Raw genomic sequence first — 16000 nt, 5'->3', positions numbered from 1 at the left:
GCCGCACCATTTTTGGTGCGGCCTTTGTTTTTAAATTAGGAAATTTCTCATACCCAGGCAAGCACAATTCCAACAAAATCTTTCCAACTTACCATTAGTGGATTCAAGTAGTAAGTACAACGACGGGCATGCCTGAAGGCAGTTAGTGAGATGAGGTAAGTTCCCCTGTTCCTTAGACTGGCCTGTTTGAAACACAAGAATGAAACACCATCACCTAACCTGAAACAAAGGCATCAGATTCAAGTCCGCAATACCCAAGGCTTAGGTCAAACAGCTAGCAATCAACGCATTTGTCATTGTAAAAACATTCTCCGCAGATGTACCAGGCAGAAACCAGCATGCCAATCGACACCAGGCCAAAAACGCACTGCAAAACGAACGACCATGCTCTATAACGGCAAAAAGTTAGCTTGTTGTCAGAAGCCTGCCAGGCAATTGAAGGCGGCGTGTTTCTTTACAGACATCTACAGTTTCAGGCGGAGAAGATGCAAGCAAAATCTGAACGGACTGCTTGAGCAATACTTATCTGAAGAGGTCGGATTCCAGCTCGCCCAAGCAAGGGGAAGTTACCCTTGCTGTACGGCAAGCTGAATAAGAGGCCAAGAAAGTAACTGGGCTGGCATTAGCCTTGAGCAGGATTGGCGAGAAGAAAACCACTGAATCAATTGTACGCTTAACGATAACACTGAGATTTCAACCCACGATTCAATTTTTTCACGCTGCTTTGCTGAAATATATCCGCCATAAGCATGATCATTGATTAGTTTGTCATTATAAATTTACTTACAATTCGTATCAATACTAAGCCCGCAATATCAAGTCAGTGCCACAATACCAATCAATCGCAGTGAGATAATCCATGTTACGTTATTTACTTGTCTTGTTCTGCCTGCTTCAGGCCACATCAAGCCATGCCGACTGTTCCGGCAGTTATAGTGCAATCTCTAACATTCAGCTCTCATTAACCGTACCCGGTCCAAATGCCCCACTAATCACTCCTTTAAGCCCATGGGTCGCGTCAACCGTAGGTATTTTTTATGGCTGCAAAGCCAATGAGCCGCTAATTATTGGCATTTCAGCCGGAAATTCCCGTTTCGCCGGCAGCTACTTTACCGATCCAGCCGATGGTAAAGTCTACCCAATCTATGTATATTATAGTTCTACTCTACCGGAAGCCGTTGGCTATATTACAGGAGCAGGCCCAGTGGGTGGCACCATGCAACCTGCATTGCAGAAGAGTGGGTCTAATATACCAGCAGGAACCATGAATGAATTCAATACCAATGCCGACGCTACTGGTCAGGCATATGCAACTTACAAGGTGCGTGCAATACGCATTGCTGCACTACAAAACACAAATTCAATTAACGGAATCGGTTATACATACTTTGTTCCTTATTGGAGAAAACCCACCGATGCGACGTTCAGTAATAATTACTCACGGTTTAATGCGCCCAACCCTGCAGCAACCTTCACCAACAGCATTTTTCAGACATGCAGTGTCCTGTCTTCAAATCTACAAGTAACGTTACCCAAAGTTGACGCTATTCAGCTGAATAGTATTAACTCCACTACCGGCAACACAGCATTCAACCTGCCTCTTTACTGCCCTAGTCCGGTTAATTTGTTTATGACTATCACAGATAAAAGCAATCCCGGACAGACCAGCAATATTATTAGCCTGACTAGCGATTCCAGCGCCAAAGGAGTGGGAATACAGATTCAACGCAATGGCCAGCCCGTCTATATGGGCCCCGATTCCAGCGTGGCCAATAACACCAATCAGTTCCAGGTGGGCTCGACCAGTGGCACGGTAAACCTGCCATTTAGTGCCAATTATATTCGTACTGGCACCATCACTGCAGGTTCCGTGAAGGCTATTACAACCTTCACACTCTCATATCAATAACAGCACATGATTCTGCTGACGGTGAATTAACCCATGCCTGTCAAGTTCGCCGTCAGCAATCGTTGATCAAGGCCGCACCCTCGCGTCAGATAGATCGGCTACAATACTGCTCTGTTTCTACTGCGATGCCCTATGTCAGAACGCCAGTTTGAAGATATCGCCCGTGGCGACAGCACGCTGCGCCAGCTTACGCGCGAGGCCAATGCGCTGATGGCGCTGGACCAGGTATTCCGCAGCCAGTTGCCACCGCAGCTGGCCGAGGCCTGCCGTGCGGTGCGCATTCGCGATGGCGAGCTGGTGGTATTTGCCAATAACGGCATTGTTGCAGCCCGGCTGCGCATGATGGGCAACAGCCTGCTGGCACCGCTGGAGGCACGCGGCTATAGCGCCAGCAAAGTACGTATCAAGGTGGACATCCACCTGACGCCTCCCCCGCCGCCGCCCAAGCGCATTGGCATCAGCCAGCAGGCACTGGCCGAGATCGAAGCCGGTGCCCAGCAGGTGAGCAACCCGCTGGTGAGCGCGGCACTGGCGCGGCTGATTGCCCACCACAAGTCTCGTTCCTGAGCACAAGCCCGCCATGAAAACAGGCCGCATCCCTAAAGGGCTGCGGCCTGTTGCATTCAGATCGACCAGTCAGGGTCAGATCACATAGTCCTGCTGTCCGGAGGCATCTTGCAGGAACACCGCCAGCTTGCGCGGGGTGACGTAGACCGTATCGCCCGGCACGATGCCCAGTGCGCGGAAGCGCTCCTTGCTGACTGCGGCCTCAATGGTCTGGCCATCGTCCTGCTGCAGCTCCACCCGCACCACCGGCCCGACAGCGTGAATGTGCTCAACCCGGCCTTGCGCCAATGCACCGTCGCCTTGCAGGCTGAGGTCCAGATCATGCGGCCGCACATAGGCCACGGCGGCGTCGCCGTCGGCATCCTGATGCTGGCTCAGTGCCTGCTCGTAATTGCCGATGGTGAGTTGGCCGGCATCCACCCGGCCATGGAACAGGTTCACATCGCCCAGGAACTGCGTGACAAATGGCGTGGCCGGATGTTCGTAGATATCATCCGGGCGGCCCACTTGCTCGATATGGCCGTGATCCATCACCACCACGCGGTCGGACACTTCCAGCGCCTCTTCCTGATCGTGGGTGACGAACACGCTGGTGATGTGCATGTCGTTGTGCAGGTCGCGCAGCCAGCGGCGCAAATCCTTGCGCACCTTGGCATCCAGTGCGCCGAAGGGTTCGTCCAGCAGCAGGACTTTGGGTTCCACCGCCAGCGAACGGGCCAGGGCGATACGCTGGCGCTGGCCGCCGGACAACTGGCCGGGATAGGCATCGGCCAGCCAGTCCAGCTGCACCATCTTCAGCAACTTCATCACTCGCTCGCGGATTTCTTCTTGCGACGGGCGTTGGCGGCGCGGCTTCACCGACAGGCCGAAGGCCACATTGTCGAATACCGTCATATGGCGGAACAGCGCGTAATGCTGGAACACAAAGCCCACCTGGCGCTCTGCCACATGGGTGTTGGTGGCGTCAGCACCACCAAACAGCACCTGACCAGCATCGGGCTTTTCCAGCCCGGCAATGATGCGCAACAAGGTGGTTTTGCCGCAGCCGGATGGCCCCAGCAAGGCCAGCAACTCGCCGGACGCGACATCAAGACTGACATTATCCAGTGCGGTGAACTGGCCAAACTGTTTGCGGATATTGCGGATTTCAATGCTCATTGTGGTTCTCCAGCCGCCGCCCCTGGCAGCGGTGCACATCATTCGGTTCAGAGTTGCGCGGCCTGGGCTTGCAGGCGGGCTTGGGCGGTACGCAGGGTAGAAGCCAGTTGCTGACGGTGCAGCCTCCACTCCACCAGTGACTTCACCAACAGGGTGATCAGCGCCAGCAAGGCCAGCAGCGAGGCGCAGGCAAAGGCGCCAACAAAGTTGTACTCGTTGTACAGAATCTCCACATGCAGCGGGATGGTGTTGGTTTCCCCCCGGATATGGCCGGACACCACGCTGACTGCGCCAAACTCACCCATGGCGCGGGCATTGGTGAGGATCACCCCGTACAAGAGGCCCCACTTGATATTGGGCAGCGTCACCTTGCGGAAGGTCTGCCAGCCGCTGGCACCCAGCACGATGGCGGCTTGTTCTTCATCCGCACCTTGCGACTGCATCAGCGGAATCAGCTCACGGGCAACAAAAGGAAAGGTGACGAATACCGTGGCCAGCACGATGCCCGGCACGGCAAAAATCACCTGCAGGCCGTGGTCTTGCAGCCAGCCGCCCACTGCCGTATTGGCACCGAACAGCAGGATGAACATCAGCCCGGCCACCACCGGCGACACGGCAAACGGCAGGTCGATCAACGTGGTGAGCAGGCTTTTGCCGCGAAAATCAAAGCGCGCAATCGCCCAGGCGGCGGACACGCCAAACACCAGGTTGAGCGGCACCGCAATGGCGGCGGAAATCAGCGTCAGCTTGATGGCGGACAGCGCTTCGGGCTCCACCAGCGCCGTCAGGTACAGCTGCCAGCCCTTGTGCAGCGCCTCCCAGAACACGCCAATCAATGGCAACAGCAAAAACAGGAACAAGAACAGCAGCGCCACGGTGGTCAGGGCATAACGTACCGGGCGGCTTTCAGTGGTCAGAGTGGCCATGTTTACCCCTTAGCGCGCACCGTGGCGGCGTGCGGCCCACCACTGGATCAGGTTGATTGCCAACAGGAAGACAAAGGAAATGCCCAGCATCACCAGCGCCACCGCCGTGGCCCCTTGCTGGTCGAACTGGTCCAGCTTGGAAACGATGATCAGCGGGGCGATTTCCGACACCATGGGAATATTGCCGGCAATGAAGATGACCGAGCCGTACTCGCCGGTGGCGCGCGCAAAGGCCATGGTGCCGCCGGTAATCAGCGAGGGCAGCGTGGCCGGAAAGATCACCCGGCGGAAAATATCCCAGCGGCTGGCACCCAGGCAGGTGGCGGCTTCTTCCAGCTCTTTTTCCAGGTCTTCCAGCACCGGCTGCACGGTACGCACCACAAACGGCAGGCCGATAAAGGTGAGCGCCACGATGATGCCCAGCGGCGTAAACGACACCTTGATGCCCAGCGGCACCAGATACTGGCCGATCCAGCCATTGGGCGCATACAGCGTGGTCAGCGCAATACCGGCTACGGCAGTGGGCAGGGCAAAGGGCAGATCCACCAGCGCATCCACCAGCCGCTTACCGGGGAAGGGATAACGTACCAGCACCCAGGCCACCAAAAAGCCGAATACCAGATTGATGAGGGCGGACAGGCCGGCGGTGGCGAAAGACAGCCGGATGGAGGCCAGCACACGCGGGCTGCCCACTGCGGCGGCAAAACCGTCCCAGCCCATGCCGATGGTGGAATACACCAGCGCGGCAAAGGGCAGCAGCACGATCAATGCCAGCCAGAACAAAGTAATGCCAAAGCTGAGCCGAAAACCCGGCAGCACACTATGGCGCAGATTGAGAATATTGCTCACGGTGGCTCCGCTTAATGCTTGCTGTAGATCTGGTCAAACACGCCGCCATCGGCAAAGTGCTTTTTGTTGACCGCCGCCCAGGAACCGAACACGCTCTGCACGGTAAAGGTTTTTACATAGGGAAACTGGGCATCAAATCTTTGCGCCACCGCCTTGTCCTGCGGACGCAGATAGTTTTGTGCGGCAATGGTCTGGCCTTCGGTACTCCACAAGAAGCGCAGGTAGTCTTCGGCCTGTTTGCGGCTACCTTTCTTGTCCACCACCTTGTCGACAATGGCCACCGGGTTTTCCGCCAGCACCGACAGCGGCGGGTAGACAATTTCAAAGCTGCCACGGCCAAACTCGCGGGCAATCAGTTCGGCTTCGTTTTCGAAGGTCACCAGCACATCACCGATCTGGCGCTGCATGAAGGTGGTGGTGGCGGCACGGCCACCACCATCCAGCACCGGCACATTCTTGAAGATGCCCGCCACCAGCGCACGCGCCTTGGCTTCGCTGCCGCCCGGCTGCTTCAGCCCGGAGCCCCAGGCCCCCAGATAGGTGTAGCGGCCATTACCCGAGGTTTTCGGATTGGGAATGATCACCTGCAGGCCGGGCTTGGCCAGATCATTCCAGTCACGCACCTTGTGCGGATTGCCCTTGCGCACCAGAAACACCGTGGTGGAAGTAAACGGCACCGAGGCATTGGGCAGGCGGCTGGCCCAGTTGGCCGGAATCAGGCCGCGCGTGGCCAGCAGGTCGATATCCGATGCCTGGTTCATGGTGATCACATCCGCCGCCAGGCCATTGGCCACCGACAAGGCCTGCTTGCTGGAGCCGCCATGCGACTGCTGGATGGTGACGGTTTCACCGGTCTTGGCCTTGTAGGCTTTCTGGAAGGCCGGGTTGTAGTCCTTGTAGAAATCACGCATTACGTCGTAGGACACGTTCAGCAGGCTGACATCAGCCAGCACGTGGGCGGACAGCAATACTGCCAAGACACCGGCAAAAGCGCGCAATTTCATGATGGACTCCAGAATAGGGGGAATGCACCATGCTAACCCGACAGCTTTATTCGATTTAATAATATTATTACCTACATTTATACAAAATTAATCTATAAGACCATGCCGGGTGGCAAGCAAGTTTCCACTCGGCCATATCCGTCGTCTGAAAACCAGCACCGCCTGACATCCCTGAAGCGCACACCACCGCTGCCAAGCCTTGCTGAATGGTGCTCAGTGCCGGGCCAGACGCGCTGGCGTGGTAATTGCATGGTATGCAAGGGTGGCGATCAGGTATGCTGATGCGCGCAAGCGGTTTGAGTCCTGACGGGTCCGGCAGCCTCCTCAGCACTGAAACCGTTTACTTTTCAGGACCCGCCATGACCACGCTCACTCCGCACCACCTGCGCCGTGAATTGAACGAAGAGGCCCATGCCCGGCCCTATGCCGCCATTCCCTCGCCAGCCCGGCTGACCTCACTCAGCCTGTATTACGACTTTGACGATGCACCACAACGCGCAGCCTTGGCCGACCTGGCGCAGCGCATGGGCTTGCCCGCCCCGCTGCCGGGCCAGGCTTATTATTCGGCCAGTGCCGGCGACCTGATGGTGCGCTGGTCGCTGCATGCCGAATTTGCCCGCTACACCTTTATTGTCAGTGGCGATTGCAACGACCCGTTCGAGCGCACCCCGCTGGACCGCATCCCCTCGGCCTGGCTGCGCGACCTGCCCGGCGTGGTGCTGGTGGCATTGCATGCCGTGCTGCTGCCAGCCGAGCGCGAAACCGAGCTGGCCGACATGTCCAGCCGCTGGTTTGGCGGCCGCGAGCTGATTGGTGCCGAAATCGGCGATGGCAATGGCGCGGCGTATACCGACCTGCGCCTGCACCCCGATGCCCGCCTGGCTGAAGGCTTCTCCCGTTATGTGGTGGTGGACCGCGCCATGGGGCCGAATCAGTCAGGCCGCATGCTGCAACGGCTGTTCGAGCTGGAAACCTACCGCATGCTCACCTTGCTGGCGCTGCCGATTGCCAAGAAGCAAATGCGTGATCTGGATAATCTGGGCATTGAGCTGCGCGCCATCACCGAGCGCATGGCCAGTGGCGACGGCAATGGCTCGGACGCGCAACTACTGTCCGAACTAACCGGCCTTGCCACCCGGGTGGAACAGCTGATTTCAGAAAGTCAGTATCGTTTTTCCGCCTCCCAGGCCTACTACCGCCTGGTGGAAGCCCGCATTGGCGAGTTGCGCGAACAGCGCATCTCCGGCATGCAGCCTTTCCGCGAATTCATGGAACGGCGACTGTCCCCGGCGATGAATACCTGTGACACCGTGCTGCGACGGCAAGACCGCATTACCGCCCGCCTGCAACGTACCACCGCGCTGCTGCGCACTCGGGTGGAAGTACTGCACGAAGAACAGAACCGGGCCTTGCTGGCCAGCATGGACCGCCGCGCAGCATTGCAACTGCGCTTGCAGGAAACGGTGGAAGGACTATCGGTGGGCGTGCTGACTTATTACATGGTGAGCCTGCTGCACCATCTGCTGGCGGCGGTGGAGTCGGTCGGCGTACATCTGAACGTGGAACTGCTCACCGGCATTGCCATTCCGCTGGTGGCGCTGCTGGTGTGGTTCAGCATGCATAAACTGAAAGCCTCGCTGGGAAGCGGACACAAGGAGCTGTAACAGAAAGCAGCACACAGCAGCTTCCGGAGCCGGCCTATATTGCGTAGTCCGGCTCTTTTGCATGACAACACCGCGCACTGCCAGGCAAAGCGACAGCGGCTCAGAATCATCCGGTTATTCACTATTCTTATTGTCAGTAAATAAATACTACAGGGAAAAAACCGCCCTCATTTCAGCTTTTAACTAGCCTTTCCACAGTCAATTCGCACCCACTCCAGATACGTCTCCCCACCCGTTACGGCAGCTTTCCCCTGTCTGTACGGGCAATTGAATGAAATCAGCGACTTCGCTACAACAGCAGACTTCAGCCCCCACCCACTGCGCGGTTACTCACCATGTCCCATCAAAACCAAAAGCTCAAACCCGTTCTCACCGGGTTCATTGCCGTTGTCATCGCACTGTTACTGACTCTTGGCGGCATCATGCTGTTTAGTCTGCAACGCATAGACAAGGCTGCCCATTACGAATTGGACATCACCAACGCGCTGGTACGGAACATGGCCGAGGTACGCTACCACGTGGTGCAGATCCAGCAATTTCTTACCGATGTCAGCGCCACCGGCGAGGCTGATGGCTACAAGGACGCGGAAGAACACTATCAGGCCCTGCTGAAAATCCTGCCCACCATCCTCCGCCTGGAACCGCAGCTGAACAGCCAGGTAGCGGGCATACAACAGTCGCTGAGCCAGTTTTATGCGGTGGGCAAACGCATGGCCAAGGCCTATGTCGATGGCGGACGCGCAGCCGGTAATGTGCTGATGAAAGAGAAGGGCAGTGGCTTTGATGACCGGGCTGAAACACTCACCAGGCAAGTAGAAGCACTACACGCGGAAATCCAGCAACGCGATAGTTCAGCCTATACGGCCATGAACCAGACTGCAGCGGATCTACGCACGATGATGCTGGCCCTGACTGCCCTCTTGGTCATTGTGGTGTTGCTAGGCGGTGCTCTGCTGTACCGCCGCGTATTTGGCGTGCTGGGCGGCGAGCCGGCCCTGGCCATGGAGGTGGCAAACCGCATTGCCAGCGGCGACCTGAGCCAGCACATCGAACTGTCAGCGGCCAGCCAGGGTAGCCTGCTGGATAGCCTGGCAGCCATGCAGCGCCAGCTGCGCGATATCACCAGCAATATTCGCAGCCTGTCCAGCGAGCTGGATAGTAGCGCCGGCAGCATGAGCACGGCGGCTCACAATCTGCAGCAAAGCAGCATGGTGCAAAGCGAGTCCACCCGCTTGATGAGCGTGGCGGTAGAGGAAGTGCAGCAAAGTATCCAGCAGTTGGGCAACCAAAGCGAAAACGTCGGGCAGGAGGCCGGCAGTGCCGGAGCGATGGTCAGCGATTGCGAGCAGCTGATTCATGCCACTGCCGGGGACATCAGTCATATTGCCGAGCGCATTGGCAGCGCCGCCAACGCCATCGACGCGCTGAACAAGCAGACCGATGCCATTGCCTCCATTACCCGTACCATTCACGAGATTGCCGACCAAACCAATCTGCTGGCGCTCAATGCAGCCATCGAAGCGGCACGGGCAGGCGAGATGGGTCGTGGCTTTGCGGTGGTGGCCGATGAAGTACGCAAACTGGCTGAACGCACGGGCGTGGCCACGGTGGAAATTTCCAGCCAGATTGACACCATCCGCCAAGGGATGGGTGGCGTTGTCGGCGTGATGCAAGGCAGTGTGGCGGCGTCCAACCACGGGGTTGAACAAACCCACAAGGCCAGAGACGCCATCAGCAGCATCCGGCAGAATACCGTCCAGATCGCCCAGCACATCCAGGGCATCAGCATGGCACTGCGCGAGCAGCAGAGCGCCATGGGCGACATGGCTCAGCGCATTGAAGTAGTGGCCAGCATGACCGAATCCAATCAGGCTACGGTGGAAGCCTCTGCGGCCGCATCGGACCAGCTCAACAGCCATGCCAAGGCACTGAATACTGCCGTTGGTGTGTTCCGCGCCTGACTGTCATAAAAAAACCGCATCCGGCAAAGGATGCGGCTGAACCCACAGCCGGTAACTGACCCGCACCGGCTGCTTCCACCCAATCAATTGTTCCGCTAGGACTGTACCGCCTCGCGCACTTGCTCCAGCCCGGTCGGGTCGTCCAGCGTGGTCAGGTCGCCCGGATCGCGCCCCTCGGCCAGCGCCTGTATCGAACGGCGCAGCACCTTGCCGGAACGGGTCTTGGGCAACTGATTGACGAAATACACCCGTGCCGGGTTAGCAATCGCCCCCAGTTGCGATGCCACCTTGGCAATCACTTCCTTTTCCAGTGCGGCCTTCTTTTCCGGGTCTTTCAGTACCGACGGGTCGCGCAGCACGGCAAAAGCCTGCGGCACCTGACCCTTCAGGGTGTCATGCACACCCACCACCGCCACTTCGGCAATGGCAGAGTGACCAGACACGGCTTCTTCAATTTCCCGCGTGCCCAGACGGTGGCCAGCCACATTGATCACGTCATCGGTACGGCCAAGAATGGTGAAGTAGCCGTCGGCATCGCGAATACCCCAGTCAAACGAGGAATACACCTTGCGGTCCTGGAACAGGCTGAAATAGGTGTTCACAAAGCGCTCGTCCTGGCCCCACACCGTGCTCATGCAGCCCGGCGGCAGCGGCGGAATCACCGCAATCACGCCCTTCTCGCCCGCCGGCACTTCTGCGCCGGTAGCCTCGTCCAGCAGCTTCACGTTATAGCCATACACTGGCAGGCCGGGGCTGCCCAGCTTGGTGGGCAAAGCTTCTACGCCGTTGCATACGGTCAGCATCGGCCAGCCGGTTTCGGTCTGCCAGTAGTTGTCCAGCACCGGGATTTTCAGTTCTTCGGAAATCCAGCTGGCAGTGGGTTCGTCCAGCGGCTCGCCCGCCAGGAACAAGGCCCGCAGGCTGGATAAATCGTACTTGTGCAACCATTCCGGGTCTTGCTTTTTCAGCACCCGCAACGCCGTGGGCGCGGAGAACATCACCGTGGCGCGGTATTTTTCCACCAACTGCCACCAGATGCCCGGATCGGGACGGATCGGCAGACCTTCGTACACCAGCGTAGCCATGCCGCAGATCAGCGGGGCGTACACGATGTAGGAATGGCCCACCACCCAGCCGATGTCCGAGGTGGAGAAGAAGGTTTCACCCGGCTTGCCGCCGTAGATGTATTCCATGCTAGAAGCCAGCGCCACCGCATAGCCGCCGGTATCACGCTGCACGCCCTTGGGCTTGCCGGTGGTGCCGGAGGTGTACAGGATGTAGCTGGGGTGATTGGATTCCACCCACACCACCTCGGCACGATCGTCCAGATGCTGCTGACGCAAGCTGGCGTAATCCAGATCGCGCCCCGGTTTCATCATCGGCGCTTCCGCCAGGCCCCGGTTAACCAGAATCACCTTGGGCGGTGCCGCAGCACCTGCCAGTTCCATCGCCTCGTCCACCAGCGGTTTGTAGGCAATCACCTTGCCGCCGCGCATACCGGCATCGGCGGTCACCAGCAGTTTGGGCGCAGCGTCTTCAATACGCGTGGCCAGGCTGGCCGAGGCAAAGCCGCCAAACACCACCGAGTGAATCGCCCCCAGCCGCACCGTGGCCAACATGGCAAACACGGCTTCGGGAATCATCGGCATGTAAATCAGTACCCGGTCGCCCTTGCCCACGCCCTGGGCTTGCATGATGGCGGCAAAGCGGCTGACTTCTTCATGCAGCTGGCGGTAGGTATAGGTTTGTTCGGCACCGGTTTCGCTGGAAACATGGATCAGCGCGGCCTGGTCGGGCCGGGTTTCCAGGTGGCGGTCTACCGCGTTGTAACAGAGGTTGGTCTCACCACCGGCAAACCATTGGCGAAACGGCGGATTGTCGTATTGCAGCACCTGCGTACAGGGCTTGTGCCAGTAAATCCGCTGTGCCTCGGCACCCCAGAAGACATCTGGCTGCTCGATGGAACGGCGGTGAAATTCTTGATAGGCGCTCATGCAGTCTCCCGAGGATGTAGGCTAGTTCATTGTTTTATTTATCAACCAAGCGGTTGCTAGATTAACAAAATAAGCCCTTTGCCGCACAGGGTCAAGTTTCATCGCCGACAGATCTGCTTCTGCTTCCAGGCGGGTGGACCGGAAACAACAGCGTGCATAGCAAAATACACTTAACTTCACTTATCAATATTACTTACTAATATTGGCGATTTTTATTAGCGATAAGCCAAATTTCATGGGCCGGTAACCGAATCATCATGCTGGGCTTCTAGACTGCGGCCAGTTACTTCTTGCCGAGAAACACCATGCCGCTAGACAGCACGCCCCAGGCCGGTCACTCCCCTTCGATGGCAGGCCACCTGCTGCAAACTCCGCCCACCGTCTGCCCTGTCGACAACAACTACCACGTGCTGGAGCTGTTTTCGCAGGATGAATCGTTGGCCAATATTCCGGTGGTAGACCAGCAACGCGCCGTTGGCATCATCAACCGCAACACCTTCATGAGCACGCTGGCACGGCCCTTCCACCGCGAAATCTTCGGCCGCAAGCCCTGCACGGCGTTCATGAATGCCAGCCCGCTGATCGTGGACTACCTGACGCCCATTACCGAGCTATCCTTCATGGCGCTGGAAGCCGACCGCAAAGTGCTGTCCGACGGTTTTCTGATCAATCTGGACAATGCTTATGCCGGCATGGGTCAAGGCGTATCGCTGATGCAGGCACTGGCCGATCAGCAGGCAGAAAAACACCGCCAGATGATGGAGAGCATCAACTACGCCAGTGTGATCCAGCAGTCCTTCCTGCAAAGTTCGCGCCGCGACATGGCTGCCGCGCTGGAGGATTACTTTATGGTGTGGGCCCCACGCGACATCGTCGGTGGCGACTACTACTACTTTGTCAAACGGCCGGACGGCTTCTTTGTGGCCGTCATCGACTGCACCGGCCACGGCGTTCCCGGCGCCTTCATGACACTGATCATGGCCTCCACGCTGAAGCAAGTCCTGAGCAGCCACGATCTGCACAACCCGGCCGCCCTGCTACGCGCCATCAACCAGCAGGTAAAGCAGTCGCTGGGCCAGCTCACCCCGGAGGAAGCCGGCCAGGCCGATCACCCGGAACTGAATTCCGACGACGGCATGGACGGCGCCTTCTGCTGGTTTGACACCACCAGCCGCACCCTCACCTATGCCTCGGCCAAAACCCCGCTGTTTGTACTGGCACCAGGCCAGGACGAAGTGGACACCCTGGATGGCAACAAAAAAGGCGTGGGTTATGTCGGCACCCCGCTGGATTACCACTGGGACAACCATCAAGTGCAACTGCCGCCGGGTAGCCGGCTGTATATCAGCACCGACGGCATCATCGACCAGATTGGCGGCCCCAAGCGCATCTGCTTTGGCAAAAAGCGCCTGAAAGAAAACATTCTCAAACACGCCAGCAAACCAATGCAGCAGCAACAAAAGCTGCTGATTGACGCTTTTCTCAAATGGCAGGGTGAAAACAGCCGTCGCGATGACGTCAGCCTGTTTGGCGTCCACCTTGCCTGAAGCCCATTCGAACCCGGAAAACAAAGCATGAGCCTGACCGACTTTCACCGTTTCAAGGAACTGGCCCGCCAGGAAAACGTGGTGTTTTATTACACCGGCTACTTCTCCCAGAGCATCGTCACCGCCATGGGCGACTCGCTGCGCCTGCGGCTGGCCAGCCTGGATGCCAGCCAGACCGCGCGCCGCAAGCTGTTTTCAGTGTTCGTGGAAATGGCGCAGAACGTAGTCCACTACTCCGCCGATCACTTGAGCGCCAACGCCGCCGCCGACCACGAAATCCGCATGGGTTCGCTGTGGGTAGGCGCAGCAGACGGCCAGTTCTATGTGGTGTGCGCCAACCCCATCACCCAGGAAGGTGTAGAGCACATCCGCGCCAAGCTCGAACCGCTGCGCACCATGACCAACGATGAAATCAAGGCACGCTTCAAGGAAAAACTGCGCGCCGAAGGCGAAGCCGGCAGCAAGGGGGCTGGTCTTGGCTTTCTCACCGTGGCTCGGGACTCCAGCAACCCCATCGAATTCGACTTTGTGGAAGAAGCCGGTAGCCACAGCCCCTTCACCACTTTCTATCTCAAAGCCACCATCTAAAAGCAGCCATCATGCAAAACCTGTATATCGCGCCCACTTCGTCCACGCCGGAAGTGCACTTCCAGTTTGACCGACACCAGTTGAGCCTGCGTGGCGAGAGCTATCCGGAAAACGCCCACGCCTTCTTCGGCCCCATCATGCAGGCCATCAATGCCTACCTGCCCACCCTGCAATCCACCCAGGTGACGGTGGATGTTCAACTAGCCTACTTCAACAGTTCCAGCACCAAGGTGCTGCTGGAGTTGTTCAGCCTGTTCAACGACGCAGCAGTGGCAGGCAATTACGTCACCCTCAACTGGCACTACATCGAGGACGACGAAACCATTCTGGAATTCGGTCAGGAAGTAGCCGACGACTTCACTGCACTGGATTTCAATCCCTGCGCCCTGGTGGAATAAGCAGCTGTCCGACAATATCCATCTGGCAGCTGACTGGATGCCGCAGCAGGTTTTGGGGTAATCTGGCCGACTACCCCATCGTGATCTGTTTCAGGACATCTGCCATGAATGTGAAGGACTACATGCAGCGCGTCGGCCAGGCGGCGCGCAAAGCCAGCCGCGCCATTGCCAAGGCCGATACCCGCCAGAAAAACCAGGCGCTCAATGCCATGGCCGATGCCATCGTGCGAGACAGCGCCAAATTGCTGGCCGCCAACCAGCAAGACCTGGACGCCGCCCGCGCCGCCGGGCTGGATGCCGCCTTCATCGACCGCCTTGCCCTCTCTGAAGCCACTGTGGCCAGCATGGCCGAGGGCCTGCGCCAGATTGCCACCCTGCCGGACCCGGTAGGGGAAATGGACGACTTCTGCTACCGTCCGTCCGGCATCCAGCTGGGCAAGATGCGCGTACCGCTGGGCGTGGTGGGCATCATTTACGAAGCCCGCCCCAATGTCACCGCCGACGCTGCCGGCCTGTGCCTGAAATCCGGCAATGCCACCATTTTGCGTGGCGGCTCGGAAGCCTTCCACAGCAACCAGGCCATTGCCGCCTGCGTCAGCGAGGGCCTGCGTGTGGCCGGTCTGCCCGCCGAAGTGGTGCAAGTGGTGGAGACCACCGACCGCGCCGCCGTGGGCGAGTTGATCACCATGCAACAATTTGTCGATGTGATTGTGCCGCGTGGCGGCAAAAGCCTGATTGCCCGCATCAGCGCAGAAGCACGCGTGCCGGTGATCAAGCATCTGGATGGCAACTGTCATGTCTATATCGACGACACCGCCAATCCGGACAAGGCCTTCAATATCGCCATGAACGCCAAAACCCAGCGCTATGCCCCGTGCAACACCATGGAAACCCTGCTGGTGCACAGCGCATTTGCCGAATTCATCCTGCCGCGTCTGGCTGAAGCCTACTGGGAAAAGGACGTGGAACTACGCGGCTGCGAACGCACCCGTGCCATCCTGGGCAACAAGGTAGTGGCAGCGACAGAAGAAGACTGGTTCACCGAATATTCCGCCCCGATTCTGGCCATCAAGGTGGTGAAAGACCTGGACGAAGCCATCGAGCACATCAACCACTACGGCAGTCATCACACGGATGCCATCGTCAGCGAAGACTACGGCCGTGCCCGTCGCTTCCTGCGCGAGGTGGACTCGTCCAGCGTGATGGTGAATGCCAGCACCCGCTTTGCCGACGGCTTCGAATATGGCCTGGGCGCGGAAATCGGCATTTCCACCGACAAGATCCACGCCCGTGGCCCAGTAGGCCTGGAAGGGCTGACCAGCCAGAAATGGGTGGTACTGGGTGACGGTCAGGTACGCGGCTGAAGCGCAGCAACTGCATGAGGAAAGATGAAACCGGCTCCGGCCGGTTTTTTCATGCCCATTCGCCCTGCCGT

General features: G+C 58.2%; 13 protein-coding genes. 8 read left to right on the top strand and 5 right to left on the bottom strand.

Translation table 11 applies throughout. The annotated features are described in order from the left end of the window. Window positions 1–859: 859 nt before the first annotated feature. Entirely contained in the window at window positions 860–1909 is a 1050-nt protein-coding gene (locus ACODR9_RS05680) for a fimbrial protein (protein WP_488808095.1), read from the top strand. Window positions 1910–2041: 132 nt separating this feature from the next. Then, on the top strand, window positions 2042–2476 hold the full coding sequence (locus tag ACODR9_RS05675; RefSeq protein WP_089082893.1) for a DciA family protein: 435 nt from the start codon (window positions 2042–2044) through the stop codon (window positions 2474–2476). Between the two features lie 75 nt (window positions 2477–2551). On the opposite strand, the gene ACODR9_RS05670 is transcribed toward ACODR9_RS05675, so the two are convergent. Genes ACODR9_RS05670 through ACODR9_RS05655 form a run of 4 tightly spaced genes read right to left on the bottom strand, consistent with a single transcriptional unit; the run spans window position 2552 to window position 6413 of the window. After that, complete coding sequence (locus ACODR9_RS05670) at window positions 2552–3634, bottom strand: sulfate/molybdate ABC transporter ATP-binding protein (RefSeq protein ID WP_488808093.1); 1083 nt, start codon at window positions 3632–3634, stop codon at window positions 2552–2554. A 47-nt stretch (window positions 3635–3681) separates the two neighbouring features. Continuing rightward, window positions 3682–4560 carry a sulfate ABC transporter permease subunit CysW gene (cysW, locus tag ACODR9_RS05665; RefSeq protein WP_488808091.1) on the bottom strand — a complete coding sequence of 293 codons (879 nt, stop codon included), beginning with the start codon at window positions 4558–4560 and terminating at the stop codon, window positions 3682–3684. 9 nt (window positions 4561–4569) lie between these two features. Next, window positions 4570–5400: a sulfate ABC transporter permease subunit CysT gene (gene cysT, locus ACODR9_RS05660; RefSeq protein ID WP_488808174.1), complete on the bottom strand. Its 831-nt coding sequence runs from the start codon at window positions 5398–5400 to the stop codon at window positions 4570–4572. 20 nt (window positions 5401–5420) lie between these two features. Beyond that, entirely contained in the window at window positions 5421–6413 is a 993-nt protein-coding gene (locus ACODR9_RS05655) for a sulfate ABC transporter substrate-binding protein (RefSeq protein WP_488808090.1), read from the bottom strand. Window positions 6414–6772: 359 nt separating this feature from the next. Between ACODR9_RS05655 and ACODR9_RS05650 the strand changes: the two genes are divergently transcribed. Next, the gene (locus ACODR9_RS05650) at window positions 6773–8077 is read left to right on the top strand and encodes a DUF3422 family protein (protein ID WP_488808089.1); all 1305 of its coding nucleotides are present in this window, start codon (window positions 6773–6775) and stop codon (window positions 8075–8077) included. Window positions 8078–8412: 335 nt separating this feature from the next. Next, window positions 8413–10038: a methyl-accepting chemotaxis protein gene (locus ACODR9_RS05645; RefSeq protein WP_488808088.1), complete on the top strand. Its 1626-nt coding sequence runs from the start codon at window positions 8413–8415 to the stop codon at window positions 10036–10038. Window positions 10039–10133: 95 nt separating this feature from the next. Here the strand turns inward: ACODR9_RS05645 and ACODR9_RS05640 are convergent, their stop codons facing one another. Further along, complete coding sequence (locus ACODR9_RS05640) at window positions 10134–12032, bottom strand: propionate--CoA ligase (RefSeq protein ID WP_488808087.1); 1899 nt, start codon at window positions 12030–12032, stop codon at window positions 10134–10136. Window positions 12033–12337: 305 nt separating this feature from the next. On the opposite strand from ACODR9_RS05640, the gene ACODR9_RS05635 reads away from it, so the two are divergent. The 4 genes from ACODR9_RS05635 (at window position 12338) to ACODR9_RS05620 (ending at window position 15929) form a co-directional block, all read left to right on the top strand. Further along, on the top strand, window positions 12338–13579 hold the full coding sequence (locus ACODR9_RS05635) for a PP2C family protein-serine/threonine phosphatase (RefSeq protein ID WP_488808086.1): 1242 nt from the start codon (window positions 12338–12340) through the stop codon (window positions 13577–13579). A gap of 27 nt (window positions 13580–13606) precedes the next feature. Then, on the top strand, window positions 13607–14167 hold the full coding sequence (locus ACODR9_RS05630) for a SiaB family protein kinase (RefSeq protein ID WP_488808085.1): 561 nt from the start codon (window positions 13607–13609) through the stop codon (window positions 14165–14167). Between the two features lie 11 nt (window positions 14168–14178). Continuing rightward, a complete protein-coding gene (locus tag ACODR9_RS05625; protein ID WP_488808084.1) occupies window positions 14179–14565 on the top strand; it encodes a DUF1987 domain-containing protein in 387 nt (128 codons plus the stop codon). 104 nt (window positions 14566–14669) lie between these two features. Then, complete coding sequence (locus tag ACODR9_RS05620; RefSeq protein WP_488808083.1) at window positions 14670–15929, top strand: glutamate-5-semialdehyde dehydrogenase; 1260 nt, start codon at window positions 14670–14672, stop codon at window positions 15927–15929. Window positions 15930–16000 lie beyond the last annotated feature (71 nt).

It is taken from the genome of Aquitalea sp. FG25, from assembly GCF_057809375.1.
Note: the sequence above shows the minus strand (reverse complement) of the source record. Positions and strands in the feature narration are given on the sequence as shown.

Excerpts from the sequence above, each read along its gene's own strand:
- ACODR9_RS05680 (WP_488808095.1), top strand. The coding sequence starts at position 860 with ATGTTACGTTATTTACTTGTCTTGTTCTGCCTGCTTCAGGCCACATCA.
- ACODR9_RS05675 (WP_089082893.1), top strand. The coding sequence starts at position 2,042 with ATGTCAGAACGCCAGTTTGAAGATATCGCCCGTGGCGACAGCACGCTG.
- ACODR9_RS05670 (WP_488808093.1), bottom strand. The coding sequence starts at position 3,634 with ATGAGCATTGAAATCCGCAATATCCGCAAACAGTTTGGCCAGTTCACC.
- cysW (WP_488808091.1), bottom strand. The coding sequence starts at position 4,560 with ATGGCCACTCTGACCACTGAAAGCCGCCCGGTACGTTATGCCCTGACC.
- ACODR9_RS05655 (WP_488808090.1), bottom strand. The coding sequence starts at position 6,413 with ATGAAATTGCGCGCTTTTGCCGGTGTCTTGGCAGTATTGCTGTCCGCC.
- ACODR9_RS05650 (WP_488808089.1), top strand. The coding sequence starts at position 6,773 with ATGACCACGCTCACTCCGCACCACCTGCGCCGTGAATTGAACGAAGAG.
- ACODR9_RS05645 (WP_488808088.1), top strand. The coding sequence starts at position 8,413 with ATGTCCCATCAAAACCAAAAGCTCAAACCCGTTCTCACCGGGTTCATT.
- ACODR9_RS05640 (WP_488808087.1), bottom strand. The coding sequence starts at position 12,032 with ATGAGCGCCTATCAAGAATTTCACCGCCGTTCCATCGAGCAGCCAGAT.
- ACODR9_RS05635 (WP_488808086.1), top strand. The coding sequence starts at position 12,338 with ATGCCGCTAGACAGCACGCCCCAGGCCGGTCACTCCCCTTCGATGGCA.
- ACODR9_RS05630 (WP_488808085.1), top strand. The coding sequence starts at position 13,607 with ATGAGCCTGACCGACTTTCACCGTTTCAAGGAACTGGCCCGCCAGGAA.
- ACODR9_RS05625 (WP_488808084.1), top strand. The coding sequence starts at position 14,179 with ATGCAAAACCTGTATATCGCGCCCACTTCGTCCACGCCGGAAGTGCAC.
- ACODR9_RS05620 (WP_488808083.1), top strand. The coding sequence starts at position 14,670 with ATGAATGTGAAGGACTACATGCAGCGCGTCGGCCAGGCGGCGCGCAAA.